The sequence below is a fragment of the Salmonella sp. SSDFZ69 genome (assembly GCF_004010755.1).
GTDB classification, from domain to species: domain Bacteria; phylum Pseudomonadota; class Gammaproteobacteria; order Enterobacterales; family Enterobacteriaceae; genus Salmonella; species Salmonella enterica.
The window spans coordinates 2,960,397-2,985,521 of the sequence record NZ_CP034831.1 but is presented as its reverse complement, the minus strand read 5'-3'; the positions used below and the strand labels follow the sequence as shown (position 1 = coordinate 2,985,521).

Annotated in this window: 21 protein-coding genes; 11 read left to right on the top strand and 10 right to left on the bottom strand. The window is 54.4% G+C overall.

The genetic code is table 11. The annotated features are described in order from the left end of the window. Positions 1-37: 37 nt before the first annotated feature. Both EOS98_RS14975 and mntS read right to left on the bottom strand, forming a co-directional pair. The gene (locus tag EOS98_RS14975; RefSeq protein ID WP_001089327.1) at positions 38-1,618 is read right to left on the bottom strand and encodes a phosphoethanolamine transferase; all 1,581 of its coding nucleotides are present in this window, start codon (positions 1,616-1,618) and stop codon (positions 38-40) included. 264 nt (positions 1,619-1,882) lie between these two features. Next, positions 1,883-2,011, bottom strand: a complete 129-nt coding sequence (gene mntS, locus EOS98_RS14970) for a manganase accumulation protein MntS (protein WP_001001755.1) — start codon at positions 2,009-2,011, stop codon at positions 1,883-1,885. A 185-nt stretch (positions 2,012-2,196) separates the two neighbouring features. Here mntS and mntR point away from each other — a divergent pair, with 185 nt between their 5' ends. Both mntR and EOS98_RS14960 read left to right on the top strand, forming a co-directional pair. After that, positions 2,197-2,670 (top strand): manganese-binding transcriptional regulator MntR, encoded by a 474-nt coding sequence (mntR, locus tag EOS98_RS14965; protein WP_000533542.1) that lies wholly within the window; start codon positions 2,197-2,199, stop codon positions 2,668-2,670. Beyond that, entirely contained in the window at positions 2,667-3,779 is a 1,113-nt protein-coding gene (locus EOS98_RS14960; RefSeq protein WP_001046521.1) for an anion transporter, read from the top strand. The genes mntR and EOS98_RS14960 overlap by 4 nt, the downstream gene beginning before the upstream one ends. A gap of 43 nt (positions 3,780-3,822) precedes the next feature. On the opposite strand, the gene ldtB is transcribed toward EOS98_RS14960, so the two are convergent. Further along, on the bottom strand, positions 3,823-4,743 hold the full coding sequence (gene ldtB / locus EOS98_RS14955) for a L,D-transpeptidase (protein ID WP_001056404.1): 921 nt from the start codon (positions 4,741-4,743) through the stop codon (positions 3,823-3,825). A 218-nt stretch (positions 4,744-4,961) separates the two neighbouring features. On the opposite strand from ldtB, the gene EOS98_RS14950 reads away from it, so the two are divergent. Continuing rightward, positions 4,962-6,557, top strand: a complete 1,596-nt coding sequence (locus EOS98_RS14950) for an ABC-F family ATPase (RefSeq protein WP_126524171.1) — start codon at positions 4,962-4,964, stop codon at positions 6,555-6,557. A 121-nt stretch (positions 6,558-6,678) separates the two neighbouring features. Here EOS98_RS14950 and EOS98_RS14945 read toward each other — a convergent pair whose 3' ends face one another. Continuing rightward, positions 6,679-7,944, bottom strand: coding sequence for a DUF1479 domain-containing protein (locus EOS98_RS14945; protein ID WP_126524170.1), 1,266 nt, complete (start codon positions 7,942-7,944; stop codon positions 6,679-6,681). Positions 7,945-8,205: 261 nt separating this feature from the next. Here EOS98_RS14945 and EOS98_RS14940 point away from each other — a divergent pair, with 261 nt between their 5' ends. Then, the gene (locus EOS98_RS14940; RefSeq protein ID WP_000217910.1) at positions 8,206-9,015 is read left to right on the top strand and encodes a Cof-type HAD-IIB family hydrolase; all 810 of its coding nucleotides are present in this window, start codon (positions 8,206-8,208) and stop codon (positions 9,013-9,015) included. A 77-nt stretch (positions 9,016-9,092) separates the two neighbouring features. On the opposite strand, the gene EOS98_RS14935 is transcribed toward EOS98_RS14940, so the two are convergent. From EOS98_RS14935 to moeA, 4 genes are all read right to left on the bottom strand, one after another. Further along, positions 9,093-11,525: a glycyl radical protein gene (locus EOS98_RS14935; protein ID WP_023258304.1), complete on the bottom strand. Its 2,433-nt coding sequence runs from the start codon at positions 11,523-11,525 to the stop codon at positions 9,093-9,095. Positions 11,526-11,530: 5 nt separating this feature from the next. After that, complete coding sequence (locus tag EOS98_RS14930) at positions 11,531-12,430, bottom strand: glycyl-radical enzyme activating protein (RefSeq protein WP_126524169.1); 900 nt, start codon at positions 12,428-12,430, stop codon at positions 11,531-11,533. A 277-nt stretch (positions 12,431-12,707) separates the two neighbouring features. Beyond that, complete coding sequence (gene moeB / locus EOS98_RS14925; protein ID WP_126524168.1) at positions 12,708-13,457, bottom strand: molybdopterin-synthase adenylyltransferase MoeB; 750 nt, start codon at positions 13,455-13,457, stop codon at positions 12,708-12,710. After that, positions 13,457-14,692 (bottom strand): molybdopterin molybdotransferase MoeA, encoded by a 1,236-nt coding sequence (moeA, locus tag EOS98_RS14920; protein ID WP_001522974.1) that lies wholly within the window; start codon positions 14,690-14,692, stop codon positions 13,457-13,459. Before moeA ends, moeB begins: the two co-directional genes overlap by 1 nt. A gap of 203 nt (positions 14,693-14,895) precedes the next feature. On the opposite strand from moeA, the gene iaaA reads away from it, so the two are divergent. The 5 genes from iaaA to gsiD are packed head-to-tail and all read left to right on the top strand — an operon-like array spanning position 14,896 to position 21,185. Then, positions 14,896-15,837, top strand: coding sequence for a beta-aspartyl-peptidase (iaaA, locus tag EOS98_RS14915; RefSeq protein WP_001030503.1), 942 nt, complete (start codon positions 14,896-14,898; stop codon positions 15,835-15,837). Between the two features lie 10 nt (positions 15,838-15,847). Next, complete coding sequence (gene gsiA, locus EOS98_RS14910; RefSeq protein ID WP_001120600.1) at positions 15,848-17,719, top strand: glutathione ABC transporter ATP-binding protein GsiA; 1,872 nt, start codon at positions 15,848-15,850, stop codon at positions 17,717-17,719. A 32-nt stretch (positions 17,720-17,751) separates the two neighbouring features. Beyond that, the gene (gsiB, locus tag EOS98_RS14905; protein ID WP_000191427.1) at positions 17,752-19,290 is read left to right on the top strand and encodes a glutathione ABC transporter substrate-binding protein GsiB; all 1,539 of its coding nucleotides are present in this window, start codon (positions 17,752-17,754) and stop codon (positions 19,288-19,290) included. Positions 19,291-19,350: 60 nt separating this feature from the next. Beyond that, positions 19,351-20,271 (top strand): glutathione ABC transporter permease GsiC, encoded by a 921-nt coding sequence (gene gsiC, locus EOS98_RS14900; RefSeq protein WP_000936067.1) that lies wholly within the window; start codon positions 19,351-19,353, stop codon positions 20,269-20,271. 2 nt (positions 20,272-20,273) lie between these two features. Beyond that, positions 20,274-21,185 carry a glutathione ABC transporter permease GsiD gene (gsiD, locus tag EOS98_RS14895; protein ID WP_001236024.1) on the top strand — a complete coding sequence of 304 codons (912 nt, stop codon included), beginning with the start codon at positions 20,274-20,276 and terminating at the stop codon, positions 21,183-21,185. Positions 21,186-21,275: 90 nt separating this feature from the next. Here gsiD and rimO read toward each other — a convergent pair whose 3' ends face one another. Further along, the gene (gene rimO, locus EOS98_RS14890; protein ID WP_000073314.1) at positions 21,276-22,601 is read right to left on the bottom strand and encodes a 30S ribosomal protein S12 methylthiotransferase RimO; all 1,326 of its coding nucleotides are present in this window, start codon (positions 22,599-22,601) and stop codon (positions 21,276-21,278) included. A 229-nt stretch (positions 22,602-22,830) separates the two neighbouring features. Between rimO and bssR the strand changes: the two genes are divergently transcribed. Further along, positions 22,831-23,214: a biofilm formation regulator BssR gene (gene bssR / locus EOS98_RS14885; protein WP_000259651.1), complete on the top strand. Its 384-nt coding sequence runs from the start codon at positions 22,831-22,833 to the stop codon at positions 23,212-23,214. A gap of 117 nt (positions 23,215-23,331) precedes the next feature. After that, positions 23,332-24,453 (top strand): PQQ-dependent sugar dehydrogenase, encoded by a 1,122-nt coding sequence (locus EOS98_RS14880; protein ID WP_001252730.1) that lies wholly within the window; start codon positions 23,332-23,334, stop codon positions 24,451-24,453. Here the strand turns inward: EOS98_RS14880 and EOS98_RS14875 are convergent. After that, a complete protein-coding gene (locus EOS98_RS14875; RefSeq protein ID WP_001628729.1) occupies positions 24,450-25,076 on the bottom strand; it encodes a glutathione S-transferase family protein in 627 nt (208 codons plus the stop codon). The genes EOS98_RS14880 and EOS98_RS14875 overlap by 4 nt on opposite strands. Positions 25,077-25,125 lie beyond the last annotated feature (49 nt).

Below are 25,125 nucleotides of genomic sequence, written 5' to 3'. Positions count from 1 at the left end.
GCCTTTCGGGGCGGATTTTTTTTGCCTGAAACATGCATTATTTTAGTGAAAAAATATCGCTGCCCAGATGGTTATAGTCCACTTTCTGTAATTTGAAATTGGTGATATAAACGGGCCCGGCTTTCTGCTCGGAAATAAATCGATAGCGATTTTTGATCTCTTTAGCGCTAATTCCTGTCCATTGCGAGAAAAAACTCAGGAAATCGTTCGCAGAACGGCGAGCTTTAATGATCCGATGCGCTTTACTGTCGCTGGATAGCACCATAAACGGCACCTGGAAGTTTTGCTGGAATTTGTCGTCATGCGCCAGGTACTGTACCGCTTTGCCGCGCTCTTTAAACGCCAGTCCGTGATCGGAGAAATAGACGAGCGAAAAACTGTCGCCGCTATGACGAAGCTGAGTATAGAGCTGACGGAGCAAATCGTCGGTTTGCGTCATGGTGTATAAATAACAAGACGTCTCTTTCGACTGGACAAACGTCGCGTATTTTCCCTGAGTACGGTCGCAGGCCTGGGGATGCGACCCCATTAAATGCAACACAATCAACTGCGGTTGCGTGCGTTCTGTCGCCAATACCTGCGCCGTCATGGTTAACAGCGCGTCGTCGCGAGTATTTTTATCCGCTTCAAAATCGCCGTTTTTCAGGAAATGCGCTTCATCGGCTCGTTTGGCGATACTGGCGATGGCCGTGTCGTATTCGCCGATTTGCCCCTGATTGGAAAACCACCATGTCTGAAAACCGGCGCGGTTAGCCAGCGTGACGAAGTTATCCTGATACTGCGGTTTGTTATCCACCACGCGATTGAGCGTTAAACCAAGCGATTTTTGCGTTGAGCCGCTGGCGGCGATGTAATCCATAAAGAAGTCGCCATTCACATGGCTGGCGAAGGGGGTATTATCCCAGTGGCCGCCGAAAGCGCCCATGGCATCCCGTCGCGCGCTTTCACCAATCACCACGACATAGATGTGATATCTGGGTTTCACCGCAGTAACCGTCCAGCTATCTTTTATGCCGGATAGCTGCGCCATACGGTGCTGCTCTTCAATGACTTCGTTGTTATTGACGATAACGTCTTTAGCGAAGCGAAAAACCGGATAGCCGGTATCAATAACCTTAAAAACGCCGCCCCACGCCAGATTTTGTACCGGCGCGACGAAAAATGCCGCGACGCTAATCAGCAGGCACAGGCTGTCGAGGCTATTCCAGCGCGGCCTGACCTCTTCTTTTCGGCGGCGAAGCGCAATAATACCCAGCGCAAAAATAAAAAGTCCGGTCAGGTAGCTATACCACGGGAAGATGGTCAGGATTTCGCTCGACTCTTCCATATTGGTGGAGTGCAGCGCCAGCAGCGTATTAAAGTTCGGCGCGCCGTAAGCCTGGCCAAAGGGAAAATAGCAAGCGGCTACCAGCGAACAGATGCCGAGCAGCGCTTTTTGTCCGCGAGGCAGGTAGCGCCAGAGCAGCAGCAACAGGCAGGTAAACGCCGCGGTATAAAGCAGGCTAAAGGGGTAGCCGAGCGCGAGGTTAATCAGCAGCGACTGTAAAAAGTAGAGGCCCGCCCACGGGCTTACAGCCCGACGACGGGCGAGAAGTGAATCGATAAGGGTTGAATTCATATGCCACTATTGCAAAAACGCCATGTGCTAACCCTGGCGCGAAGGGTCATTACCTGCCTGATTATGCGTAAAAAAGGTATTGGGTTCGCAACGGCGAGTCGCAAAATATTCAGGGCTGCCAGAAGATAGAGCGTGCGGGTAAGAAGGTCAACCGCCGGAAAGAAAATGTTTTGCGAAGAGAATAGCAAAACCACAAAAAAACAGGGGAAATGGGCGCCATTTCCGTTGAGGATGCAAAATAAAGCGGCGTACCGCACCGCCGCCTTATTTCGTGGAAGGGTTATCCTGCTCCGGTTTGCCGTTGATCATATCGCACAACATAGAGAGCAGCATTAACCGGACTTTAAAGGGAGAGTGACTGAACACGCGTATACACCTCTTAAATTCGTTCATATAAACCTCCTGATGTTTCTATCCCATCGATCCGTGAGGGATGTCTGCATTACATACAGATATAGCACAGGCTATGTTTTATAGCTATTGCTAAAACGTTAATTTTTTGTGCCCGGACAACTCTGGTTTACAATGAGCGCTCTGTCAGCTGACGCGTTAACGCGTCACAGAAACGAGGAAGCAAAATGGGTCGTCGCGCAGGTACGCCAACAACAAAAAAAGTGACGCAATTGGTGAACGTAGAAGAACACGTTGAAGGATTTCGTCAGGTCAGAGAGGCGCATCGCCGTGAGTTGATAGACGACTACGTTGAGCTGATTTCCGATTTAATTATTGAGGTAGGGGAAGCGCGTCAGGTGGATATGGCGGCGCGGCTCGGCGTCTCCCAGCCGACTGTGGCCAAAATGCTTAAGCGCCTGGCATCGTTAGGATTTATTCAAATGATCCCCTGGCGCGGCGTTTTTCTGACGCCGGAAGGGGAGAAGCTGGCGCAGGAAAGCCGCGAGCGGCATCAAATTGTCGAAAATTTTTTACTGGTATTAGGCGTAAGCCCGGAAATCGCGCGTCGTGATGCGGAAGGGATGGAACACCATGTCAGCCAGGAGACATTGGATGCCTTTTTGGCCTTCACGCAACAGCATGGAACATCTGCAGAATGAATCTGGCCTTTTTACGGGCGCTGCGGCGTGACCGTTTTTTTCAGTTGTTGATCATTGTGGGGATGGCGTTAAGCCTGTTTGTTCCTTTTGCGCCTCGCGCCTGGCCTGGCGCGATTGACTGGCACACCATTATTACCCTCAGTGGGTTAATGTTGCTCACTAAAGGCGTTGAGCTGAGCGGCTATTTTGATGTGCTGGGACGCAAGATGACGCGCCGATTTCATACCGAGCGGCAACTGGCGATGTTCCTGGTGCTGGCTGCGGCGGCGCTGTCGACCTTTCTGACAAACGATGTCGCGCTGTTTATCGTTGTGCCGCTGACGATAACGTTGAAAAAACTGTGCGCGATTCCGGTCAACCGATTGATTATTTTTGAAGCGTTGGCGGTGAACGCCGGTTCGCTGCTGACGCCTGTCGGTAATCCGCAAAATATTCTGTTGTGGGGACGCTCCGGCTTAACCTTTGCTGAATTTAGCGGGCAAATGGCGCCGCTTGCCGTCATGATGATGCTGACGTTACTGCTCCTGTGCTGGTTTTGTTTTCCGGGTAGGGCGTTACAGTACCATACCGGTACGCGTTCGCCGCAGTGGCAGCCCCGTCTGGTGTGGAGTTGCCTGGCATTATATGTCGTTTTTCTTACCGCGCTGGAGCTCAGACAAGAGTTATGGGGACTGGTGTTGGTAGCTGCTGGGTTTATTGTGCTGGCGCGCAGGGTGATAGTCAGCGTGGACTGGACGCTGCTGCTGGTATTTATGGCGATGTTTATTGATGTCCATCTACTAACGCAATTGCCGGCGTTGCAGGGCGTTTTCAACCAGGTTGGCGCACTGTCTCACCTGGGACTTTGGCTAACCGCTATCGGCTTGTCGCAGGTTATCAGTAATGTGCCCAGTACCATTCTCCTGCTGAACTATGTACCGGCCTCGACGCTGCTGGCGTGGGCGGTGAATATCGGCGGGTTTGGTCTGCTGCCGGGGTCGCTGGCAAATCTTATTGCTTTACGGATGGCGAACGATCGCCGAATCTGGTGGCGATTTCATTTCTATTCGCTGCCGATGCTGGCATGGGCGGCGCTGGTGGGATATGGATTATTGCAACTGATGCCGTAAGAGAAGCCCGATAGTATCTATCGGGCTTCGCAGGCAGAGTCTGTCAGTTCAGACGAACCGGCATCCCGGAACGATCCTGAACCGCCTGTTGTACGACGGTCTGATCAACGTCAGGCTCGTTGGTAACGGCCAGGATGCTCTTATTAAGCGTGATCGGCACCGCTTCCTTACCTTCAAACTGCGCTTCCGTCGTTGACAGCGGGTTATGCACCTCAATGTAACGGCTACCGTCCGGCTCGGTGGTGGCTTTTACCGGTTCATCGATAAACTGCACGCGGGTACCGACCGGCACATTTTCAAACAGGAATTTGATATCGTCGTTGCGCAGACGCACGCAGCCGTGGCTCACGCGAAGCCCGATGCCGAAGTTGGCGTTGGTGCCGTGAATAGCATACAGGCGACCAATGTACAGCGCGTACAGGCCCATCGGGTTATCCGGGCCCGCAGGCACGACGGCAGGCAGCGGCTCGCCGGCGGCGCGATATTCAGCGTGCATTTTTGCCGTAGGCGTCCAGGTCGGACCGGCTTTTTTACGTTCAACTTTGGTCGTCCAGTTGATAGGCGTGTCTTTACCTAACTGACCGATCCCAATCGGCAGGACGATAACGGTGTTTGTGCCTTTCGGGTAGTAATAGAGGCGCATTTCCGCGCTATTGATGATAATGCCTTCGTGTACGGTATCCGGCAAGATCAGCTGCTGCGGAATATTCAGCACGGTACCGCCCTTCGGCAGGAAGGTATCCACGCCCGGGTTGGCTTCCAGCATGTTGGAGAGCCCCATCTGATACTCCGCGGCAAAATACTCCAGCGGCTGGGTATTGCCCTCCGGAACGGTGATGACCTGATTTTGCCCAATTAAACGGCTACCATCGGTAGGCAGCGGGTAAGTGACTGCTGAGGCTGTTTTACAAAAACCAACTACAGCGAAAGCCGCCGCGAAAAGCGTTGTTAATTTCATATTCATGTTATGCGAGATTCTGTGCCAAGCAGGCTAGTAGGTTGAGAATTCTGTCATGTTGGGAGCGCATTATAGGTGCATTCCAGTAAACAGGGAATTCAGATGTGTACGAAATCACGTTTTTTTCCCTTACGGTTCAGTGTAGCCCTTTGTACAGGGCGCGATCTTATTTCAGACTTGTGGCATAATAAGCGGTTTGTCACATCTTTTTTCAGGATAAGCCTGTGTTAGTTTCCAGCAACGTTACCATGCAGTTCGGCAGTAAGCCGCTGTTCGAAAACATTTCCGTCAAATTTGGCGGCGGCAACCGTTACGGCCTGATCGGCGCCAACGGTAGCGGAAAGTCCACTTTTATGAAAATCCTCGGCGGCGACCTGGAGCCGACGCTGGGCAATGTTTCCCTCGATCCGAATGAGCGCATCGGTAAGCTGCGTCAGGACCAGTTCGCTTTTGAAACATTCACCGTACTTGATACTGTCATTATGGGGCATGGCGAACTGTGGGAAGTCAAGCAGGAGCGCGACCGTATCTACGCCTTGCCGGAAATGAGCGAAGAAGACGGCTATAAAGTCGCCGATCTGGAAGTAAAATACGGCGAGATGGACGGTTATTCCGCTGAGGCGCGCGCGGGCGAACTGCTGTTGGGGGTGGGCATCCCGCTGGAGCAGCATTACGGTCTGATGAGTGAAGTCGCGCCAGGCTGGAAATTGCGTGTGCTGCTGGCGCAGGCGTTATTCTCTAATCCGGACATCCTGTTGCTCGACGAACCGACCAACAACCTGGATATTGATACTATCCGTTGGCTGGAGCAGGTGCTGAACGAGCGCGATAGCACGATGATCATCATTTCGCACGACCGTCACTTCCTGAACATGGTTTGTACGCATATGGCGGATCTGGATTACGGCGACTTGCGCGTCTATCCGGGTAACTATGATGAGTATATGACGGCGGCGACCCAGGCGCGTGAACGTCTGTTGGCCAATAATGCGAAGAAAAAAGCGCAAATTGCCGAGCTGCAATCTTTTGTTAGCCGTTTTAGCGCCAATGCCTCTAAATCGCGTCAGGCAACGTCGCGCGCGCGGCAGATTGATAAAATCAAGCTGGAAGAGGTGAAAGCCTCCAGCCGTCAGAACCCGTTCATCCGTTTTGAGCAGGATAAAAAACTGTTCCGTAACGCTCTGGAAGTGGAGGCGCTGACGAAAGGTTTTGATAACGGTCCGCTGTTTAAAAATGTCAATTTGCTGCTCGAAGTCGGCGAGAAGCTGGCAGTACTCGGCACCAATGGCGTGGGTAAATCTACGCTGCTGAAGACGCTGGTTGGCGATCTGGATGCCGATCACGGCACCGTTAAATGGTCGGAAAACGCGCGTATTGGTTACTACGCGCAGGACCACGAATATGAATTCGAAAATGACCTGACGGTGTTTGAATGGATGAGTCAGTGGAAGCAGGAAGGCGACGACGAGCAGGCAGTGCGCAGTATTCTGGGCCGCCTGTTATTTAGCCAGGATGATATCAAAAAGCCTGCGAAAGTCCTTTCCGGTGGCGAGAAGGGCCGTATGCTGTTCGGCAAACTGATGATGCAAAAGCCGAATATCCTGATCATGGACGAACCGACTAACCACCTGGATATGGAGTCGATCGAATCGCTGAATATGGCGCTGGAGCTGTATCAGGGCACGCTGATCTTTGTTTCGCACGACCGTGAGTTCGTCAGCTCGCTGGCAACCCGCGTCATTGAAATTACGCCGGAGCGCGTGGTGGACTTCAGCGGCAACTACGACGATTATTTGCGTAGTAAAGGGATTGAAAGCTAAACACTGACGCCCGGTGGCGCTGTGCTTACCGGGCCTACGTATCCTGGCGCGTAGGTTCGGTAAGACGGGTGCGCCCAGGAAAAGGGCACACCGCAGGTGAGCGGGCAGGGCGGTACGACCGTCAAACGTCCATACCTAATGCCCGTTTACCGTGAATATTCAGATCGCGCAGCGTGAAGCGCCCTTCCCAGGTGGTTTCATAGTCCTCGCGCGGGAAATCGCCCGGTGATGCGCCTGTCTCCAGCGCCGCTTTCACCTTACGCGCATAGGCCAGGTTTTTCTCACACATTGGCGCGGCAGGAATGTACATCACATTGCCCCAGCCCTGCTGATTTTCGACGGGGGCGACGGAGTGGATGACATCGCAATGCCACCACACGGAATCCCCGGCTTCCAGTGGCGGAATGCTGGTTAACGCCGCCATCAGTAAAGGATGCCACTGTTCAGAAATCGGCAGCACCCGGCCCGGCGCGACGCCGCATAATTCATCTTCCGGGACATCATCCAGCAGCGGGCGCAGCAGAATATACGCCATCGCCTCCGGGATAGGGACGACATGAAGCAACCCCTGACCGGGCAGCATATCGGAGAGCGCGGTCCAGCCCTGGAAGGTGCGAAATACCGAGCATTTTGTGGTGTTATCCACCGTATACTCTTCAACTTCGGTACGGTGCGCCGCATTCCACGGATCGTACTGCTCGACGTTGCCGTTAAACACGCTGGCGAATACCTGCTGATAGGCTGGCAGCAGCCAGCGTTCCAGCGCGCCGGAGTCGGTATGCGCTCCCAGTCCTTTGGATGTGGTGCCCGGCGGGCGGCGACGGATGCGATCCGGGTAAATGATGCTGATATCCGGATTAAACCATCGCTTGCCGTCGTGCTCTACCTGCCACAGACGGTTGAGGAACGACTGCGCCAGTGCCATCTCTTCACTTTGGCGGGCCTGCATTTGCGCCTGCGACCAGTAGACAGGATAGATTTCAGGCCGGGAGGCGCTCAGCGTACCGAAAAAATTATCCCCCGGTCCTTTATACACCTCGTCAAAATGGTTCTTGTCCAGATAGTCGAGCATCGACTGGTCCCATTCCAGCGCCTGTTCGCGTGGAAAATGACCTTTAATCACCGCGCACCCGCGGCGCTTAACCTCGGCGCGGGTGGCATCGCTAATGTTGCCCATCGCCAGTTCGCTAAAAGGGATAATTGGCCATACCGGCTGCCCCTGCGCCTTCAGATCGTTAATTTCCGCCACCCGGGCTGCTATGGTGGCGCTCAAACGGTCGAACACCGCCTGTACGTCGCCGATTTGCGCGCGTAGCGCCTGCTTCATCTGACGAATGGCCGCTTTTGGGTCGGCGGGCAGCGTTTCGTGGGTAAAAGGAGTCGTCATATCAACCTCATCATCTTTCGTTCGAAAGTAAAATTAGTTACATCTGATACTTTAAGTTAAAATAAGGTTAATGCAAGTTTAAAATATTGCAGGAGCGCACAAGGAGAGAAGCGAGAGGAAAACGTAAGGTGGCCAGGACGCCTTAATGTCTTATGCGGCTATTCCTTTCGTTCAGCCACTTTTCATTCGAAATAAATTTGTGGTTCTGCTCACATTGTTATTAAAATGTTTCTGGTCGCAGTTACAGCCAGGAGCTTAAGTATGACCGTTAACGTTGTCGTTACCGATATGGACGGCACTTTTCTCGACGATGCCAAGCAGTACGATCGTGTACGCTTCATGGCGCAATACCAGGAACTGAAAAAACGTAATATCGAATTTGTGGTCGCCAGCGGTAATCAGTACTACCAGTTGATCTCCTTCTTCCCCGAGCTGAAAGACGAAATTTCCTTTGTCGCAGAAAATGGCGCGCTGGTGTATGAACATGGCAAGCAGTTGTTTCACGGGGAGCTAACCCGGCATGAATCGCGTATTGTGATTGGCGAACTGCTGAAGGATAAGCAGCTTAACTTCGTCGCCTGTGGTCTGAAAAGCGCTTATGTCAGCAAAAACGCTCCCGAGACTTTCGTGGCGCTGATGGCCAAACATTATCACCGCCTGCAGCCGGTAAACGATTATCACGACATTGACGATATCCTGTTTAAGTTCTCTCTGAATTTGCCCGATGAACAAATTCCGCTGGTTATCGACAAACTGCACGTATCTCTGGATGGCATCATGAAGCCCGTCACCAGCGGCTTCGGTTTTATCGACCTGATTATCCCGGGACTGCATAAAGCGAATGGCATCAGTCGTCTGTTAAAGCGCTGGAACAGGTCGCCACAGAATGTCGTCGCCATTGGCGACAGCGGTAATGATGCGGAAATGTTGAAAATGGCGCATTACTCTTTTGCCATGGGCAATGCCGCAGACAATATCAAAGCGCTTTCACGTTATCACACTGATGATAATAACCATCAAGGCGCGCTCAACGTCATTCAGGCCGTGCTTGACGGCACCGATCCCTTCTGATTAACAGGCCTGCGCAGGCCTGTTAAACGTAGCGCCATCAGGCAGTTCGGACATATTGCCGATGGCGCCAGGGAAAATTACAGCATATGTTCGGTACGGGCGATGATATCGTCCTGCGCATCCGGCGACAGCGCGGTGAAGAAGGCGGAGTAGCCTGCCACACGCACGACCAGATCGCGGTACTGGTCCGGATGTTTTTTCGCATCCAACAGCGTTTCGCGTGACACGATGTTGTACTGGATATGCCAGCCTTTATGCACCTCAAAGAACGTCCGTAGCAGAACCATCAGTTTCTGTTTGTCGGATTCGTTTTCCAGCGTCGTTGGGTTCAGTTTCTGGTTGAGCAGCACGCCGCCGAGAATGGAACCGGTAGGTAATTTGCCTACGGAACCAATCACCGCCGTTGGGCCGAGATGATCCGTACCTGATGCAGGGCTTGCGCCTTCCGCCAGCGGCGTATGCGCTTTGCGACCATCCGGGGTAGCCATAGTCGCGGCGCCAAATGGCACGTTTGCTGAGATAGAGGACGTACCGGCGTAATAGTTGCCGCCCACAGGGCCACGACCGTAGCGCGGGTTATGGTACTGCTTCAGCTCATCAATATAGGTCTGATAAGCGCGCGCCAGCAGCGTATCGACGGTATCATCGTCGTTACCGTACTTCGGCGCGCCGTTAATCAGACGCTGGCGCAGCTGCTCATGGGTCAGCCCGTCAAAGTCATCGGCCAGCGCGGCGGCAAGCTGCTGTTGACCGATAACGCCCTGTTCGAAGACCAGTTTTTTCACGGCGGCGAGGCTGTTGCCCAGGTTGGCGATACCGACCTGGAGACCGGATACCCAGTCATATTTCGCGCCGCCTTGCTTGATACTCTTCGCTCGCTCAATACAGTCATCTACCAGCGCTGAGCAGAGAATATCGTGGACGTTCTCTTCCAGCATGGTGTCGACCACATACTCAATTTCGATCGATTTGCGCGTGTAGTAGCGAATTTGGGTATCCCAGGCGGCCATCACTTCGTCAAAATTGTTAAAGTTGCCTGCGGAGAGCGCCTTTTCCTGCGGCAGAAATACCTTGCCGCTGGTGGCGTCGCGACCGCCTTCCAGCGCCGCCAGCATGACGCGGGCGAAGTTAATAAAGCTCATGCCGGTGCAGCGATAACCCCATTTCCCGCCGACGGCGGTTTCGATACAGCCGATCGCCGCGTAATCGTAAGCGTCCTGCGGTTCGATCCCCAACTTGATAAATTCCGGGATGACGATTTCATCATTGTTAAACGCCGGCATCCCAAAGCCGCAGCGGATGACCTGGACGCAGGCGTCAAGGAAATCGTTACTCATTCCGGCGTGATAACGCACACTGAGGTTGGGCTGGGTAGAACGCAAACGTCCGCAGGACTCCAGAATGGCGTAAGACAGCGGATTCACTGCGTCCACTGGCTGACCGTTGATGAGATTCTGACCGCCAATGGTGACGTTTTGATACAGCGGGCTGCCCGCGGAGGCTTTAGAGTGCGAACCGGAGCGGATCTTGTTTACTTCCAGCAGTTTCAGCCAGCAGCTGTGCAGCAGTTCAATGGCGTGCTCACGATCCAGCGTCTGGTTTAGTTCGACATCGCGACGATAATAGGGGTAAAGATACTGGTCCATACGACCAAATGACACTGAGTGACCGTTAGACTCAATTTGTAGAATCAGTTGGATGAAGTAGCACAATTGCAGTGCTTGCCAGAAGGTCTGCGGCGGTTGGTGGGCGATCACCTCGCAGTTTTCGGCGATGGTAAGTAGCTCTTTACGACGGCTTTCACGGGACTCTTCGCCCGCCATCTGGCGCGCCAGCGCGGCAAAGCGCGTGATATGCTGGCTTACCGCGTCCAGCACAATATCAATCGCCTTCAGGAACTGCTCGCCATGCAGATCTTCCAGCACGGTCAGGTTGATGCGTGAGCGGCGCTCGGCGACTTTATCGCGCAGGCCATCAAGCCCTTTTTCCAGCAGCAGCGGGAAGTTCACCGCCAGGTGCGCGTCACCGGAGGTCATATTGCCTTCGGCTTTGATAATGCCAGTCGCCAGAAGCCCTTTTTGTTCATCGGTAAACATGCCGTAGCAGCGATCCTGGACGGTTTGACCGCGCCACCACGGACAGACGTCGTGCAGAATACGCTTGTTTTCTTCACTTACGGAAAAACCTGCGCCGGGTCGGTCTGCCAGGTCGTCGATCTCTTTTTCAATCCACGAGACGGTATATTCCGGGAAAATCGGCGCGGCGCGGACTTCACTTGCCTGGTTGCCGACGATCAGTTCATCGTGTTTTATCCAGATAGTGCGTTCCGCCAGGTGATGGGCCAGCGCCAGCGCACGGCGTACCGGAATCGGTTTATCCAGATGCTGCTGGTACATTTCGGTATAATGCTGCGCGCGTTCGGTACAGACCGGCGGTTTCACGATATGTACCAGCGCGGTTTTGTGCGCTTTAATGCGGTCACTGAGCGTGTCCAGTTTCAGTTGGGTCATGATAATTATCCTCGTAGGGTCGCGGTTAAACCTTTTTGGCAGGCGTACTTCTGGGCAAAATCAAGTAACGCCGGCGCATCCAGTGGTTTATCCGGGGCATGATAGGGTTGACTGAGTAAGTGGTATTTATTGATGCCCAGCGTGTGGTAGGGCAGAAAATGAATTTCCCCGACGTGCAGTTCGTCGGCGGCAAAGTCGGTAATGGCTTTAATGGCCTCCTCATCGGCATTAAATCCCTGAATCAGCGGGACGCGAATCACCATTTTTTTGCCCGCGGCGGCGAGTTTCCTGAGATTTTCCAGCACCCGCGAGGCGCTGCCATCGGTCCACTGCTTAAACGGCCCGTCGGCGACATGCTTCAAATCAGCCAGAAACAGATCGATATAAGGCAGTGAGGGCGCAATGTATTTCCATGGAACATGCAGACAGGTCTCAACCGCTGTATGAATACCGGCGTCATGGCTGGCTTTAAACAGCTCTGCCGCCAGTTCCGGCTGCATAAACGGTTCGCCGCCGGAAAGCGTAAGACCGCCGCCGCTGCGATCGTAAAAAGGTTTATCGCGCAGTACCGTCGCCATGATCTCATCCACGCTTTTTATTTCGCCGCACACGGTTAACGCCTGTGTGGGGCAGCAATGCGCCAGGATGGAAAAATGGGCGTCGGTCAGTTTCTCGCGATGGATGAGCAGGCCGTTTAGCGCGCGCTCAATGACGTCCGGCGCGGCTTGCGCGCACAGGTCGCATCCTTCGAGACACAGCCGCGTGTCGTATAACAGATCCTGAGCGCGGGCGCGGCTTTCCGGGTTCTGGCACCAGCGACAGCCCAACGAACAGCCTTTGAGAAATACTACGGTACGGATACCGGGGCCATCGTGGGTAGAATAGCGCTGAATATTGAAGATCATAAACGGCCTCTCTTATTTCATATAAAGATTAAATTACTTTCGAATGAAAGTTGTCTTGATGTGCGTCAACGAATGGAGAGGTTCTGACAAAGAGGCGTTAAATGAGGTACAACATCACGGGTTGAGGCTGTGATATGGCGTTTAAGATGATGCCGCGCTGCTTGAGCCGATCGTCAGTCGGAGCTTGGGTAAGCTGGCTTTGCGTCTGATGACAGTAATTATCTGTTGATACAGCACGGCCATAAACCGTGCTTTGGTATGTTTATCCGTAAAGTGACTACTGCCCGCAGACCTCACAGCCGGGGTTGCGCATCAACTTCATTTCGCGGAACTGACAGGTCATCGCATCGTACATGACGATTTTTCCGCTGGCAGGCTGACCGTAATGCGCCAGCAGCTTAATGGCCTCCATTGCCTGTAGCGAACCGATCACGCCAATCAGCGGCGCCATCACCCCTGCCTCTACGCAGGTCAGAGCGTTTTCGCCAAACAGACGGCTCAGGCAGCGGTAACAGGGTTCGTTTTCCCGATACGTAAAGACGGTAACTTGTCCTTCCATACGAATTGCCGCGCCGGAGATTAGCGGCACTTTCGCGGTATAGCACCCGGCGTTAAGTTGATTACGTACGCTAACGTTATCGGTACAGTCCAGTACCAGCGAATGCCCGGCAATCAGGCTGGTCATAGCGTCGTCGTCCAGCCGCGCGTTAACGGGCGTAATGGTAATATGCGGGTTGATTCGCGCCAGCGCGTCGCGGGCGGATTCTACCTTTAGCTGCCCGACCGTGGCGTCGCTGTGCAAGGTTTGACGCTGGAGATTGGAAACGGAAACGGTATCAAAATCGAGTAGCGTCAGTTGCCCGACGCCAGCGCCGGCCAGATACTGCGTTGCCGCGCAGCCGAGCCCGCCCAGCCCGACCACTAATACCCGCGCATCTTTTAACGCTTCCTGCCCTTCAAAATCGAAGCCGCGCAGAATAATTTGTCGGTTATAGCGCAGCATCTCCTGGTCGCTAAGTTCCGCCATTACAGGCCTCCGAACAGAGCATTAAACGGCTCGACTTCCACCCATTCTCCCGGCTCAACATTGCCGCGTTCACGCTCCAGCACAATAAAGCAGTTGCCCAGACTAAACGAGCTAAAAATATGTGAACCCTGGTGTCCGGTGGTCGTGACCTCCAGTTCGCCGTTGGCGCTACGTTGCAGGATGCCGCGCTGGAAATCGAGACGCCCCGGCGTTTTCTTCAGGCGAGATGTTGTGCGTACACGCTGGCGCGGCGGTACAGCGCTTGCCGTGTTGCCGCCAAGCTTCGCCAGTAAGGGCTGAACCAGTTGATAAAACGTGAGCGCCGCAGAGACTGGATTCCCCGGCAGGCCACAGAACCAGCTATTACTGAGTTTGCCGAAGGCAAACGGTTTGCCTGGCTTGATAGCCAGCTTCCAGAAGGCGATTTCGCCCAGCTCCTCAAGGATGGTTTTGGTATAGTCCGCTTCACCAACCGAGACGCCGCCGGAGCTTATCACTACATCGGCCTGGCTGTCGGCGTCGATAAATGCGGCGCGAAGCTTACCGGGATCGTCAGGAATAATGCCTAAATTGATCACTTCGCAGCCAAGCTGTTGCAGCATCAAATGTATAGTTAGACGGTTAGTGTCATAAATTTGTCCCGCCTCCAGCGGCTGGCCCGGAAGCTGGAGCTCGTCGCCGGTCGAGAACAGCGCTACGCGCACTTTACGTACAACCTGCGCATCGGCAATTCCCAGCGACGCCAGCACTGGCAGTTCGGCAGTAGTCAGGCGCGTACCGGCCGGAAAGACCACCGCATCCTGGCGAATATCCTCGCCGCGGCGGCGGATGTTTTGTCCGCAACGAACATCGGCGGTAAAACGCACGCCGTCATCGGTTTGTTCCGTCTGCTCTTGCATAACTACCGCCTCGCAACCTGTCGGCACCGGGGCGCCGGTCATAATGCGAATGCAGGTGCCCGCAGGCCACTCTCCCTGGTAAGGCTGACCGGCAAATGCTTTGCCGGCGACGGGCAGCGGCTTATCGGCGGACAAATCCGCCACGCGTACCGCATAACCATCCATAGCTGAATTATCAAAGCCGGGGACATCAAGGGGAGATACGATATCGGTCGCCAGGATGCGGCCAAAGCAGTTCACCAGCGGCAACGTTTCTACGGCGGTGAGCGGGGTAATACGTGAAAGCATCTGGGTCAGCGCCGTTTCAAGCGGCATCAATCCGGCGGAAAATTCCATGAACATACTCCTGCGAGGCAAAATCGAATCCGGCTATTATGTCAGAAAACAGTGGCGGGCAGTATGCTACCTCGGTCTTAGAGACGGCCTTGCGCCTTTACATACCTTACGCATCTTTCTATATTCAAAAATCGAATGAATAACTCACAACAATTCTGATAGTTATAGTAAAAGTTGTGTGCCACCGTTAATGGACCCTAAAAATGAATAAAGCAGTGATTGCGATTCACGGCGGCGCAGGCGCGATTGCTCGCGCGCAAATGAGCCATGAGCAGGAGCTACGCTATATCCAGGCGCTGTCAGAGATTGTCGAAAGCGGGCAAAAGATGCTGGAAGCGGGTGACAGCGCGCTTGATGTAGTGACGGAAGCGGTGCGCCTGCTGGAAGCGTGTCCGCTCTTCAATGCGGGTATCGGCGCGGTCTATACCCGAGACGGGACTCATGAACTGGATGCCTGCGTGATGGACGGCAATACCCTGAAAGCCGGAGCCGTCGCGGGCGTGAGTCATGTTCGCCATCCTGTGCTCGCCGCCAGACTGGTGATGGAGCGCAGCCCGCATGTACTCATGGTGGGGGAAGGGGCGGAAAACTTTGCCTTTTCACAGGGGATGGCGCGCGTTTCGCCGGATATCTTTTCCACCCCGGCGCGTTACGAGCAATTACTGGCCGCGCGTGCGGCGGGCGAAATGGCGCTCGATCACAGCGGCGCGCCGCTGGACGAAACGAAAAAAATGGGTACAGTCGGCGCGGTGGCGCGGGATAAATTCGGCAATCTGGCGGCGGCAACGTCTACCGGCGGGATGACCAATAAATTGCCCGGGCGCGTCGGCGACAGCCCGCTGGTCGGCGCCGGGTGTTATGCCAACAACGCCAGCGTCGCCGTTTCCTGTACCGGAACGGGAGAGGTCTTTATTCGCACGCTCGCGGCTTACGATATCGCCGCATTGATGGAATATGGCGGACTCAGCCTTGCCGACGCCTGTGAGCGCGTGGTGATGGAAAAATTACCGGCGCTGGGCGGCAGCGGTGGATTAATCGCCGTTGATCACGAAGGTAATGTCGCGTTGCCGTTTAACAGCGAAGGGATGTATCGCGCCTGGGGATATGCCGGGGATACGCCTACCACAGGAATTTACCGGGAATAAGGAGCCGCAGGTGCCGCACAGCGATGAACTGGATAGCCGCGATGTTCTGTCCGTCAGTGGCCTGAATATCGCGTTTCACCACGAAGGGCAACAGGTAGACGCCGTGCGTAATGTGTCATTACGCCTGAAGCGTGGAGAGACTCTGGCGATTGTCGGCGAGTCGGGCTCGGGAAAATCGGTGACGGCGCTGGCGTTAATGCGGCTGATTGAGCAGTCGGGCGCGAACGTGCGCTGCGGCGAAATGCTGTTGCGTCGGCGTAATCGCCAGGTGATTGAGCTGTCTGAGCAGAGTGACGCGCAGATGCGGCGTGTGCGCGGCGCGGATATCGCCATGATTTTCCAGGAGCCAATGACCTCGCTCAACCCGGTATTTACCGTTGGCGAGCAAATTGCCGAATCTATTCGTTTGCATCAGGGCGCCAGCCACGAAGAGGCGCTGGCGGAAGCGAAACGTATGCTCGATCAGGTACGGATCCCGGAGTCGCAGGCGATTTTATCGCGTTATCCGCATCAGCTTTCCGGCGGGATGCGCCAGCGAGTCATGATCGCGATGGCGCTATCCTGCCGTCCGGCGGTATTGATTGCCGATGAACCCACCACGGCGCTGGATGTCACTATCCAGGCGCAAATTCTGCAACTTATCAAAGTGTTGCAGCAAGAGATGTCGATGGGTGTGATTTTTATCACCCACGACATGGGCGTCGTGGCGGATATTGCCGATCGCGTGCTGGTGATGTATCAGGGCGAGGCCGTGGAAACCGGCAGCGTAGAGCAGATTTTCCATGCGCCGACGCATCCTTATACCCAAACGTTACTGGCCGCCGTCCCTCAGCTTGGCGCGATGCGAGGCCACTCGCTGCCACGCCGTTTCCCGTTGATTTCCGCTGACGAACCGGCCCTTTATGAATCGCAGATTGAGCAAGACACGGTGGTGGAAGGCGAGCCTATTCTCCAGGTTCGGGGGCTGGTGACGCGATTCCCGCTGCGTAGCGGTCTCTTTAACCGCGTTACGCGTGAAGTTCATGCCGTTGAGAATATCAGTTTCGATCTCTGGCCCGGCGAAACGCTATCGCTGGTGGGCGAGTCCGGTAGCGGAAAATCGACGACCGGACGCGCGCTACTGCGGTTGGTTGAATCCCGGCAGGGGGAGATTATCTTTAACGGCCAGCGCATTGACACGCTGTCTGAGGGTAAACTCCAGCCGTTGCGCCGCGATATTCAATGTATTTTCCAGGACCCTTACGCCTCGCTCGACCCGCGCCAGACCGTGGGGTATTCCATTATGGAACCTTTACGGATTCATGGTCTGGGGCAGGGGGACGCTGCGGCAAAGCGCGTGGCCTGGTTGCTTGAGCGTGTCGGATTACGTCCTGAACATGCCTGGCGTTATCCGCATGAGTTTTCCGGCGGTCAACGTCAGCGCATCTGCATAGCTCGCGCGCTGGCATTGAATCCTAAAGTGATTATTGCTGATGAGGCGGTCTCCGCGCTGGATGTTTCCGTTCGCGGACAGATCATTAATTTACTGCTCGATTTACAACGGGAAATGGGGATCGCCTACCTGTTTATTTCGCATGATATGGCGGTCGTGGAGCGAATTAGCCATCGCGTGGCGGTGATGTATCTTGGTCAAATTGTTGAGATGGGGCCGCGGCGCGCCGTTTTTGAAAATCCGCAGCATCCTTATACGCGTAAATTGATGGCGGCGGTGCCGGTTGCCGATCCCTCCAGACACCGGCCGCGGCGCGTTCTGCTATCAGATGATATACCCAGCAATATTCATAAACGTGGCGAAGAGACGCCCGCCGTTTCATTACAGTTGGTCGGGCCGGGACATTATGTCGCGCGGCCGCTGCAGGATAATGCGCTCTCGCGCTTATAACATTCAGACAGGCAGGGTTTCAGGAGAACAACATGACGCAATTTATTACGCATAAATGGCTGGCGGCGCTGGGACTGGCCTCATCCATTGCGGCTTTTCCGGCCCTGGCGGCCAAAGATGTGGTGGTGGCGGTAGGGTCTAATTTCACCACGCTCGATCCGTATGACGCCAACGATACACTCTCGCAGGCGGTGGCGAAGTCATTTTATCAGGGGCTGTTTGGCCTGGATAAAGACATGAAGGTAAAAAACGTCCTGGCGGAGGGCTATACCGTTTCTGATGACGGTCTGACCTACACCATTACCCTACGGCAGGGGGTGAAATTTCAGGACGGCGCGGATTTTGATGCGGCAGCGGTGAAAGCGAATCTCGATCGCGCCAGCAATCCGGATAATCACCTCAAGCGTTATAACCTGTATAAAAATATCGCAAAAACGGAGGTTGTCGACCCGGCAACGGTAAAAATTACCCTGAAACAGCCGTTCTCCGCTTTCATTAATATTCTGGCGCACCCGGCGACGGCGATGATCTCGCCGCAAGCGCTGGAAAAATATGGCAAGGATATTGGTTTTCATCCGGTCGGTACCGGTCCATACCAGCTTGAAACCTGGAATCAGACCGACTTTGTCAAAGTGAAAAAGTTCGCCGGTTACTGGCAGCAGGGCTTACCCAAGCTGGATTCTATTACCTGGCGTCCGGTTACTGACAACAATACCCGCGCGGCGATGCTGCAAACTGGCGAAGCGCAATTTGCTTTTCCTATCCCTTATGAGCAGGCCGCGTTACTGGCGAAAAATAAAAACCTCGAACTGGTCGCCAGCCCGTCCATTATGCAGCGTTATATCAGTATGAATGTGACGCAGAAGCCGTTTGATAATCCTAAGGTGCGTGAGGCGTTGAATTACGCTATCAATCGCCAGGCGCTGGTTAAAGTGGCGTTTGCCGGATACGCCACGCCGGCGACGGGCGTGGTGCCGCCGTCGATAGCCTATGCGCAAAGCTATCAGCCGTGGCCCTATGATCCGGCTAAAGCGCGCGAACTGTTGAAAGAGGCGGGGTATCCAGACGGTTTCAGTACCACGCTGTGGTCATCGCACAACCATAGCACCGCGCAAAAAGTGTTGCAGTTTACCCAACAGCAACTGGCGCAGATTGGCATTAAAGCCCGGATAACCGCGATGGACGCCGGCCAGCGCGCCGCGGAAGTTGAGGGCAAAGGGCAAAAAGAGAGCGGCGTGCGAATGTTCTATACCGGCTGGTCGGCGTCGACGGGCGAAGCTGACTGGGCGTTATCGCCGCTCTTCGCATCACAAAACTGGCCGCCGACGCAGTTTAATACCGCTTTTTACAGCAACAAGCAGGTCGACAGCGATTTGGCGGCGGCCTTAAAGACTAACGATCCGCAGGAGAAAACACGATTATACAAAGAGGCGCAGGATATTATCTGGAAAGAGTCGCCCTGGATACCGTTGGTGGTGGAGAAATTGGTTTCTGCGCACAGTAAAAATTTGACCGGTTTCTGGATTATGCCGGATACCGGTTTCAGCTTTGACGATGCGGATTTGAAGTAAGTAATGCGATGGGGCTGGATGGCGCGCGCGTTGTCCGCCATCCGGTAAAAGGTTCGTGTGATGCTTAACTATGTTCTCAAGCGCCTGCTGGGATTAATTCCTACGCTGTTGATTGTGGCAGTGCTGGTGTTTTTATTTGTTCATTTGTTGCCCGGCGACCCGGCGCGGCTGATAGCCGGACCGGAAGCCGACGCGCAGGTGATCGCGCTGGTTCGTCAGCAGCTGGGGCTTGATCAGCCGCTTCATGTCCAGTTTTGGCGTTACATCACCCATGTTTTACAAGGCGATTTCGGGACGTCAATGGTTTCCCGCCGCCCGGTTTCTGAGGAGATCGCCAGCCGCTTTTTGCCGACGCTGTGGCTGACGATAACCAGTATGATATGGGCGGTGCTGTTTGGCATGGCGATCGGCATCGCCGCCGCCGTGTGGCGTAATCGCTGGCCTGACCGGTTAGGAATGACGCTTGCCGTGACCGGCATTTCTTTTCCGGCTTTTGCGCTGGGAATGTTGTTAATGCAGATTTTTTCCGTGGATCTGGGCTGGCTACCGACCGTGGGGGCGGATAGCTGGCAACATTATATTTTACCCTCCCTGACGCTTGGCGCGGCGGTGGCATCCGTCATGGCGCGTTTTACGCGCTCCTCGTTTGTCGATGTCCTGAGCGAGGATTACATGAGGACCGCGCGGGCGAAAGGCGTCAGTGAAACGTGGGTGGTGTTAAAACATGGCCTGCGCAATGCGATGATCCCGGTCGTCACCATGATGGGATTGCAATTTGGCTTTTTGCTTGGCGGATCGATCGTCGTCGAAAAAGTGTTTAACTGGCCGGGGCTTGGGCGATTACTGGTCGACTCCGTCGACATGCGCGACTACCCCGTGATTCAGGCGGAAGTGCTGCTGTTTTCTCTGGAATTTATTCTTATCAACTTAGTGGTGGATGTCCTCTATGCCGCCATTAATCCGGCTATCAGGTATAAGTAAGGATGCGATTATTTAACTGGCGCCGTCAGGCGATTTTACATGCTATGCCGGTGGTAAAACCCGACCAGATACGCACGCCGTGGCGGGAGTTCTGGCGTCGTTTTCGCCGCCAGCATGTCGCGTTGGTCGCCGGGGGATTCGTACTGGCGTTAATTCTGGTGGCGATTTTTGCCCGTTGGCTGACGCCCTACGATGCGGAAAACTATTTTGACTACGATAGCCTGAACAATGGCCCCTCTTTGCAGCACTGGTTTGGCGTTGACTCGCTGGGAAGAGACATCTTTAGCCGGGTTCTCGTTGGGGCGCAGATCTCACTGGCGGCGGGCGTGTTCGCGGTATTTATCGGCGCGATAATCGGCACGGTGTTGGGATTGCTGGCGGGATATTATGAAGGCTGGTGGGATCGTTTCATTATGCGCATTTGCGATGTTCTGTTCGCCTTCCCCGGCATTTTGCTGGCGATTGCCGTTGTGGCGGTGTTAGGCAGCGGTATTGCTAATGTGATCGTTGCGGTGGCGATTTTCTCTATTCCGGCGTTTGCACGTCTGGTGCGCGGAAATACCCTGGTCTTAAAACAGCAGACGTTTATTGAGTCTGCCCGCAGTATCGGCGCCAGCGATACGACGATTTTGTTTAGCCATATATTGCCGGGAACGGTCTCGTCAATTGTGGTTTTCTTTACGATGCGTATCGGTACGTCAATTATTTCCGCGGCAAGCCTGTCATTTCTCGGATTAGGCGCGCAGCCGCCAACGCCGGAGTGGGGAGCGATGCTCAATGAAGCGCGGGCGGATATGGTCATCGCGCCGCACGTAGCGCTCTTCCCGGCGGTGGCGATTTTCCTGACTGTGCTGGCGTTTAACCTGTTAGGCGACGGGTTGCGCGATGCGCTGGACCCGAAGATTAAGGGGTAAGCCAGCCCGGCGGCGTTGACGCCTGGCGGGCCTGGAACGGCCTCGTCAGGCGGGATAACACATCCGGCACCCGCGCCGGGGGAGGTGGCGTTAAACCCGACTGCCCCACAAATCATATTCGTCGGCGTTTTCCACTTTCACGCGCACGATATCGCCCGGCTTGACGTTGGTTTCGCCGTTCAAATAGACCGCGCCGTCAATTTCCGGCGCATCCGCCATGCTACGCCCGATAGCGCCTTCTTCGTCAACCTCATCAACGATCACCAGAATTTCGCGGCCCACTTTTTCCTGCAAGCGCTCAGCGGAGATTTGCTGTTGCAGTTGCATAAAGCGGTTCCAGCGCTCTTCTTTCACCTCTTCCGGCACCTGATCCGGCAGGTCATTCGCGCCTGCGCCTTCCACCGGGCTGTACTTGAAGCAGCCTACACGATCGAGGCGCGCCTCTTTCAGGAAGTCGAGCAGCATCTGGAAGTCTTCTTCCGTTTCGCCGGGGAAGCCGACAATAAAGGTGGAGCGTAGGGTCAGTTCCGGGCAGATTTCGCGCCACTGCTTAATGCGCGCCAGCTGGCGGTCAACGGAACCAGGACGTTTCATCAGTTTAAGAATCCGCGGGCTGGCATGTTGCAGCGGAATGTCCAGATAAGGCAGGATTTTGCCTTCCGCCATTAGCGGAATCACATCATCAACGTGTGGGTAGGGGTAGACGTAGTGCAGACGTGTCCAGACGCCCAGTTTTGATAACTGTTCGCACAGGCTCACCATACTGGTTTTCACCGGTTCGCCATTATGGAATCCGGTGCGGTGCTTCACATCTACGCCGTAGGCGGAGGTATCTTGCGAAATCACCAGAATCTCTTTGACCCCGGCATCAACCAGACGTTTCGCTTCGCTTAATACGTCGCCAATCGGACGGCTGACCAGATCCCCGCGCATCGACGGGATGATGCAGAACGTGCAGCGGTGATTACAGCCTTCAGAAATTTTCAGATACGCATAATGGCGCGGCGTCAGTTTTACACCCTGTTCCGGTACGAGGCTTAAAAATGGATTGTGCTTCGGCTTCGGTACGTAATGATGTACGTGCTGCAGAACTTGCTCATAGCTATGCGGCCCGGTGATTTCCAGTACTTTCGGATGCACTTCGCGGATCTGATCTTCTTTTGCGCCCAGGCAGCCGGTGACGATTACCTTACCGTTTTCGTTCAGCGCTTCGCCAATGGCTTCCAGCGACTCTTGTACCGCGCTGTCAATAAAGCCACAGGTATTAACGATAACCATATCCGCATCGTCATAGCGTGGCACAACGTCATAGCCTTCGGTACGCAGTTCAGTCAGGATGCGTTCCGAATCAACGAGGTTTTTCGGACAGCCCAGGGAAACGAAGCCGATCTTTGGCTGGTGGGTTACATTACTCATAGCTTAAAAAGTGTTCATTTATTGGAATGGTCAGGGCAGGGATTCTACAGATATCCGAACAAAAATTGTATCGCAATCTCATCAGGAGCGGCGGCATCAACCGTTGTGGTTATCAGCAAAAGGTGAAAAAGGGCAATTCTAAGAAAATTCTTGATCTCTGACACCCCTTTGTCTAAAAAACGACCATACTATTAAGTTGAACCCTGGTAGAAAAGAGGAGGAAAAAGGTATGGTCGTTGACAGACTGAGAACCGATCTTCTCAACAAGCTGATAAACGCGCGTATCGATCTTGCCGCTTATCTGCAATTGCGAAAAGCGAAGGGGTATATGTCAGTCAGCGAAAGTGACACTCTGCGTGACAATTTTTTTGAACTGAATCGCGAGCTCCACGATCACGCTTTACGGCAGGGACTGCATCTCGATCAGGAAGAGTGGAACGCGCTGCGCCGTGCCGAAGGCGCGCTTGCAGCCGCCGCCGTTTGTTTAATGAGCGGACACCATGATTGTCCGACCTTTATTGCCGTCAACGCAGATAAACTTGAAAACTGTCTGACAACTTTGACGCTGAGTATTCAGAGTCTGAAAGCACATTCACCGCTTACACAGGTCTGAATAAGGGGGAGGCGACTCCCCCTTTTTACCGGACCGCTCCGCTTAATGTTTTGTAAAAATAAACCGACCTCTTGCGATGCTGACTACGCTTTAACGCAGAGCCCTGAAGGAGGCGGTATGCGTCGAATACTTCTCGCGATAGTTTCATTCTCTCTTTTCTCTTCATGGGCGAACGCCAATCTTGCGCCGGTGAACGTTGAGGTGCTGCAAACCCGACTCGATCACCCGTGGTCGCTGGCTTTTTTGCCGGATAACCGTGGAATGCTCATTACCCTGAAAGGGGGACAACTGCGCCACTGGCAGGCGGGGCGGGGACTTTCCGATCCGCTGGCTGGCGTACCGAAAGTGTGGGCAAACGGGCAGGGAGGTTTGCTGGACGTCGTGCTGGCGCCTGACTTTGCCCAGTCGCGCCGCGTCTGGCTGAGCTATGCTGAAGCTGACCGCGAAGGAAACGCCGGTACGGCAGTCGGTTTTGGACGGCTGAGCGACGATCTTCAGCGTCTGGAGCATTTTCGTACCGTGTTTCGCCAGATGCCTAAGCTGTCTACCGGCAACCATTTCGGCGGACGTATGGTATTCGATGCGCAAGGGTTTCTTTTTATTGCCCTGGGTGAAAATAACCAGCGCGCTACCGCGCAGGATTTGGATAAATTACAGGGTAAGCTGGTGCGCCTGACCGGGCAGGGCGAAATTCCGCCGGATAATCCGTTTGTGCATCAGGCGGGCGCGCGTCCGGAAATCTGGTCTTACGGTATTCGTAATCCGCAGGGGCTGGCCATCAATCCCTGGAGCGGCGCGCTATGGCTGCATGAACACGGTCCGCGCGGCGGCGATGAAATTAACATCCCGGAAAAAGGCAAAAATTATGGCTGGCCGCTGGCCACATGGGGCGTCAACTATAGTGGTCTGAAAGTGCCGGAAGCCAAAGGTGAAATTGTCGAGGGAACGGAGCAACCGGTTTACTACTGGAAGGATTCTCCGGCGATCAGCGGGATGGCTTTTTATGCCAGCGACGTTTTTGCGCCGTGGCGGCACAAACTGTTTATCGGCGCGCTAAAAGATAAAGAGGTCATTGTGATGCGCGTCGATGGCAATACGGTGACGGAAGAAGGCCGTATTCTGGGTGACAGAAAGCAGCGTATTCGGGATGTGCGTGTCGGACCTGACGGCTACTTATATGTGTTAACCGATGAGTCCGACGGGCAGTTACTCAAGGTAAGTCCTGCAGCCACGCGTTAGGTCACCGGGATCATCACCACTTTGCGAAAAGCAGGGCGCTCGGTAAGCTGCTGATACCAGCGCTCCAGATTCGGGCGCGGCGTCCATTTCAGATCCACGTTCAGCAGGTTATAGACGAAAGGCGCAATAGCGATATCGCCGGTGCCAAAGTTATCCCCGGAAAACCACGGCTGGTGGGCCAGAGCATCATCAAGAAGCGCAAACAGGCCATCACACTTTTCGATACCGGCTTCAATTGCCGCCTGGTCGCGTTTTTCCGGCGGGGTTCTGACCAGTCCCATCAGGATCACACGGTGCGCCGGGCTTAACGTTTGATTCGCCCAGTCCATCCATTTTTCGCCCTCCGCACGCCGCGCCGGATTATCAACCCATAGCCGGTTCTGGCCGTATTGCGCCGCCAGATAGCGGACAATGGCATTGGATTCCCACAATAACAGGTCGGTTTCATCATCTTTAAGCAGCGGCACCAGCCCATTAGGATTCATCGCCAGATAGTCGGCATCCTGGTTAACGCCGTATTTTCCGCCTGCCAGAATTTGATCGTATGGCAGTTCCAGCTCTTCAAGCGTCCACAACACTTTTTTAACATTAGTCGAGTTGTTCCGGCCCCACAGCGTAATCATATTAACCCCTTCTGTTTTATCAGGATGATGACAGTAATCGGCCTACCGT

Coding starts and splice junctions, on each gene's coding strand:
- EOS98_RS14975 (WP_001089327.1), bottom strand. CDS start 1,618: ATGAATTCAACCCTTATCGATTCACTTCTCGCCCGTCGTCGGGCTGTA.
- mntS (WP_001001755.1), bottom strand. CDS start 2,011: ATGAACGAATTTAAGAGGTGTATACGCGTGTTCAGTCACTCTCCCTTT.
- mntR (WP_000533542.1), top strand. CDS start 2,197: ATGGGTCGTCGCGCAGGTACGCCAACAACAAAAAAAGTGACGCAATTG.
- EOS98_RS14960 (WP_001046521.1), top strand. CDS start 2,667: ATGAATCTGGCCTTTTTACGGGCGCTGCGGCGTGACCGTTTTTTTCAG.
- ldtB (WP_001056404.1), bottom strand. CDS start 4,743: ATGAATATGAAATTAACAACGCTTTTCGCGGCGGCTTTCGCTGTAGTT.
- EOS98_RS14945 (WP_126524170.1), bottom strand. CDS start 7,944: ATGACGACTCCTTTTACCCACGAAACGCTGCCCGCCGACCCAAAAGCG.
- EOS98_RS14940 (WP_000217910.1), top strand. CDS start 8,206: ATGACCGTTAACGTTGTCGTTACCGATATGGACGGCACTTTTCTCGAC.
- EOS98_RS14935 (WP_023258304.1), bottom strand. CDS start 11,525: ATGACCCAACTGAAACTGGACACGCTCAGTGACCGCATTAAAGCGCAC.
- EOS98_RS14930 (WP_126524169.1), bottom strand. CDS start 12,430: ATGATCTTCAATATTCAGCGCTATTCTACCCACGATGGCCCCGGTATC.
- moeB (WP_126524168.1), bottom strand. CDS start 13,457: ATGGCGGAACTTAGCGACCAGGAGATGCTGCGCTATAACCGACAAATT.
- moeA (WP_001522974.1), bottom strand. CDS start 14,692: ATGGAATTTTCCGCCGGATTGATGCCGCTTGAAACGGCGCTGACCCAG.
- iaaA (WP_001030503.1), top strand. CDS start 14,896: ATGAATAAAGCAGTGATTGCGATTCACGGCGGCGCAGGCGCGATTGCT.
- gsiB (WP_000191427.1), top strand. CDS start 17,752: ATGACGCAATTTATTACGCATAAATGGCTGGCGGCGCTGGGACTGGCC.
- gsiC (WP_000936067.1), top strand. CDS start 19,351: ATGCTTAACTATGTTCTCAAGCGCCTGCTGGGATTAATTCCTACGCTG.
- gsiD (WP_001236024.1), top strand. CDS start 20,274: ATGCGATTATTTAACTGGCGCCGTCAGGCGATTTTACATGCTATGCCG.
- rimO (WP_000073314.1), bottom strand. CDS start 22,601: ATGAGTAATGTAACCCACCAGCCAAAGATCGGCTTCGTTTCCCTGGGC.
- bssR (WP_000259651.1), top strand. CDS start 22,831: ATGGTCGTTGACAGACTGAGAACCGATCTTCTCAACAAGCTGATAAAC.
- EOS98_RS14880 (WP_001252730.1), top strand. CDS start 23,332: ATGCGTCGAATACTTCTCGCGATAGTTTCATTCTCTCTTTTCTCTTCA.
- EOS98_RS14875 (WP_001628729.1), bottom strand. CDS start 25,076: ATGATTACGCTGTGGGGCCGGAACAACTCGACTAATGTTAAAAAAGTG.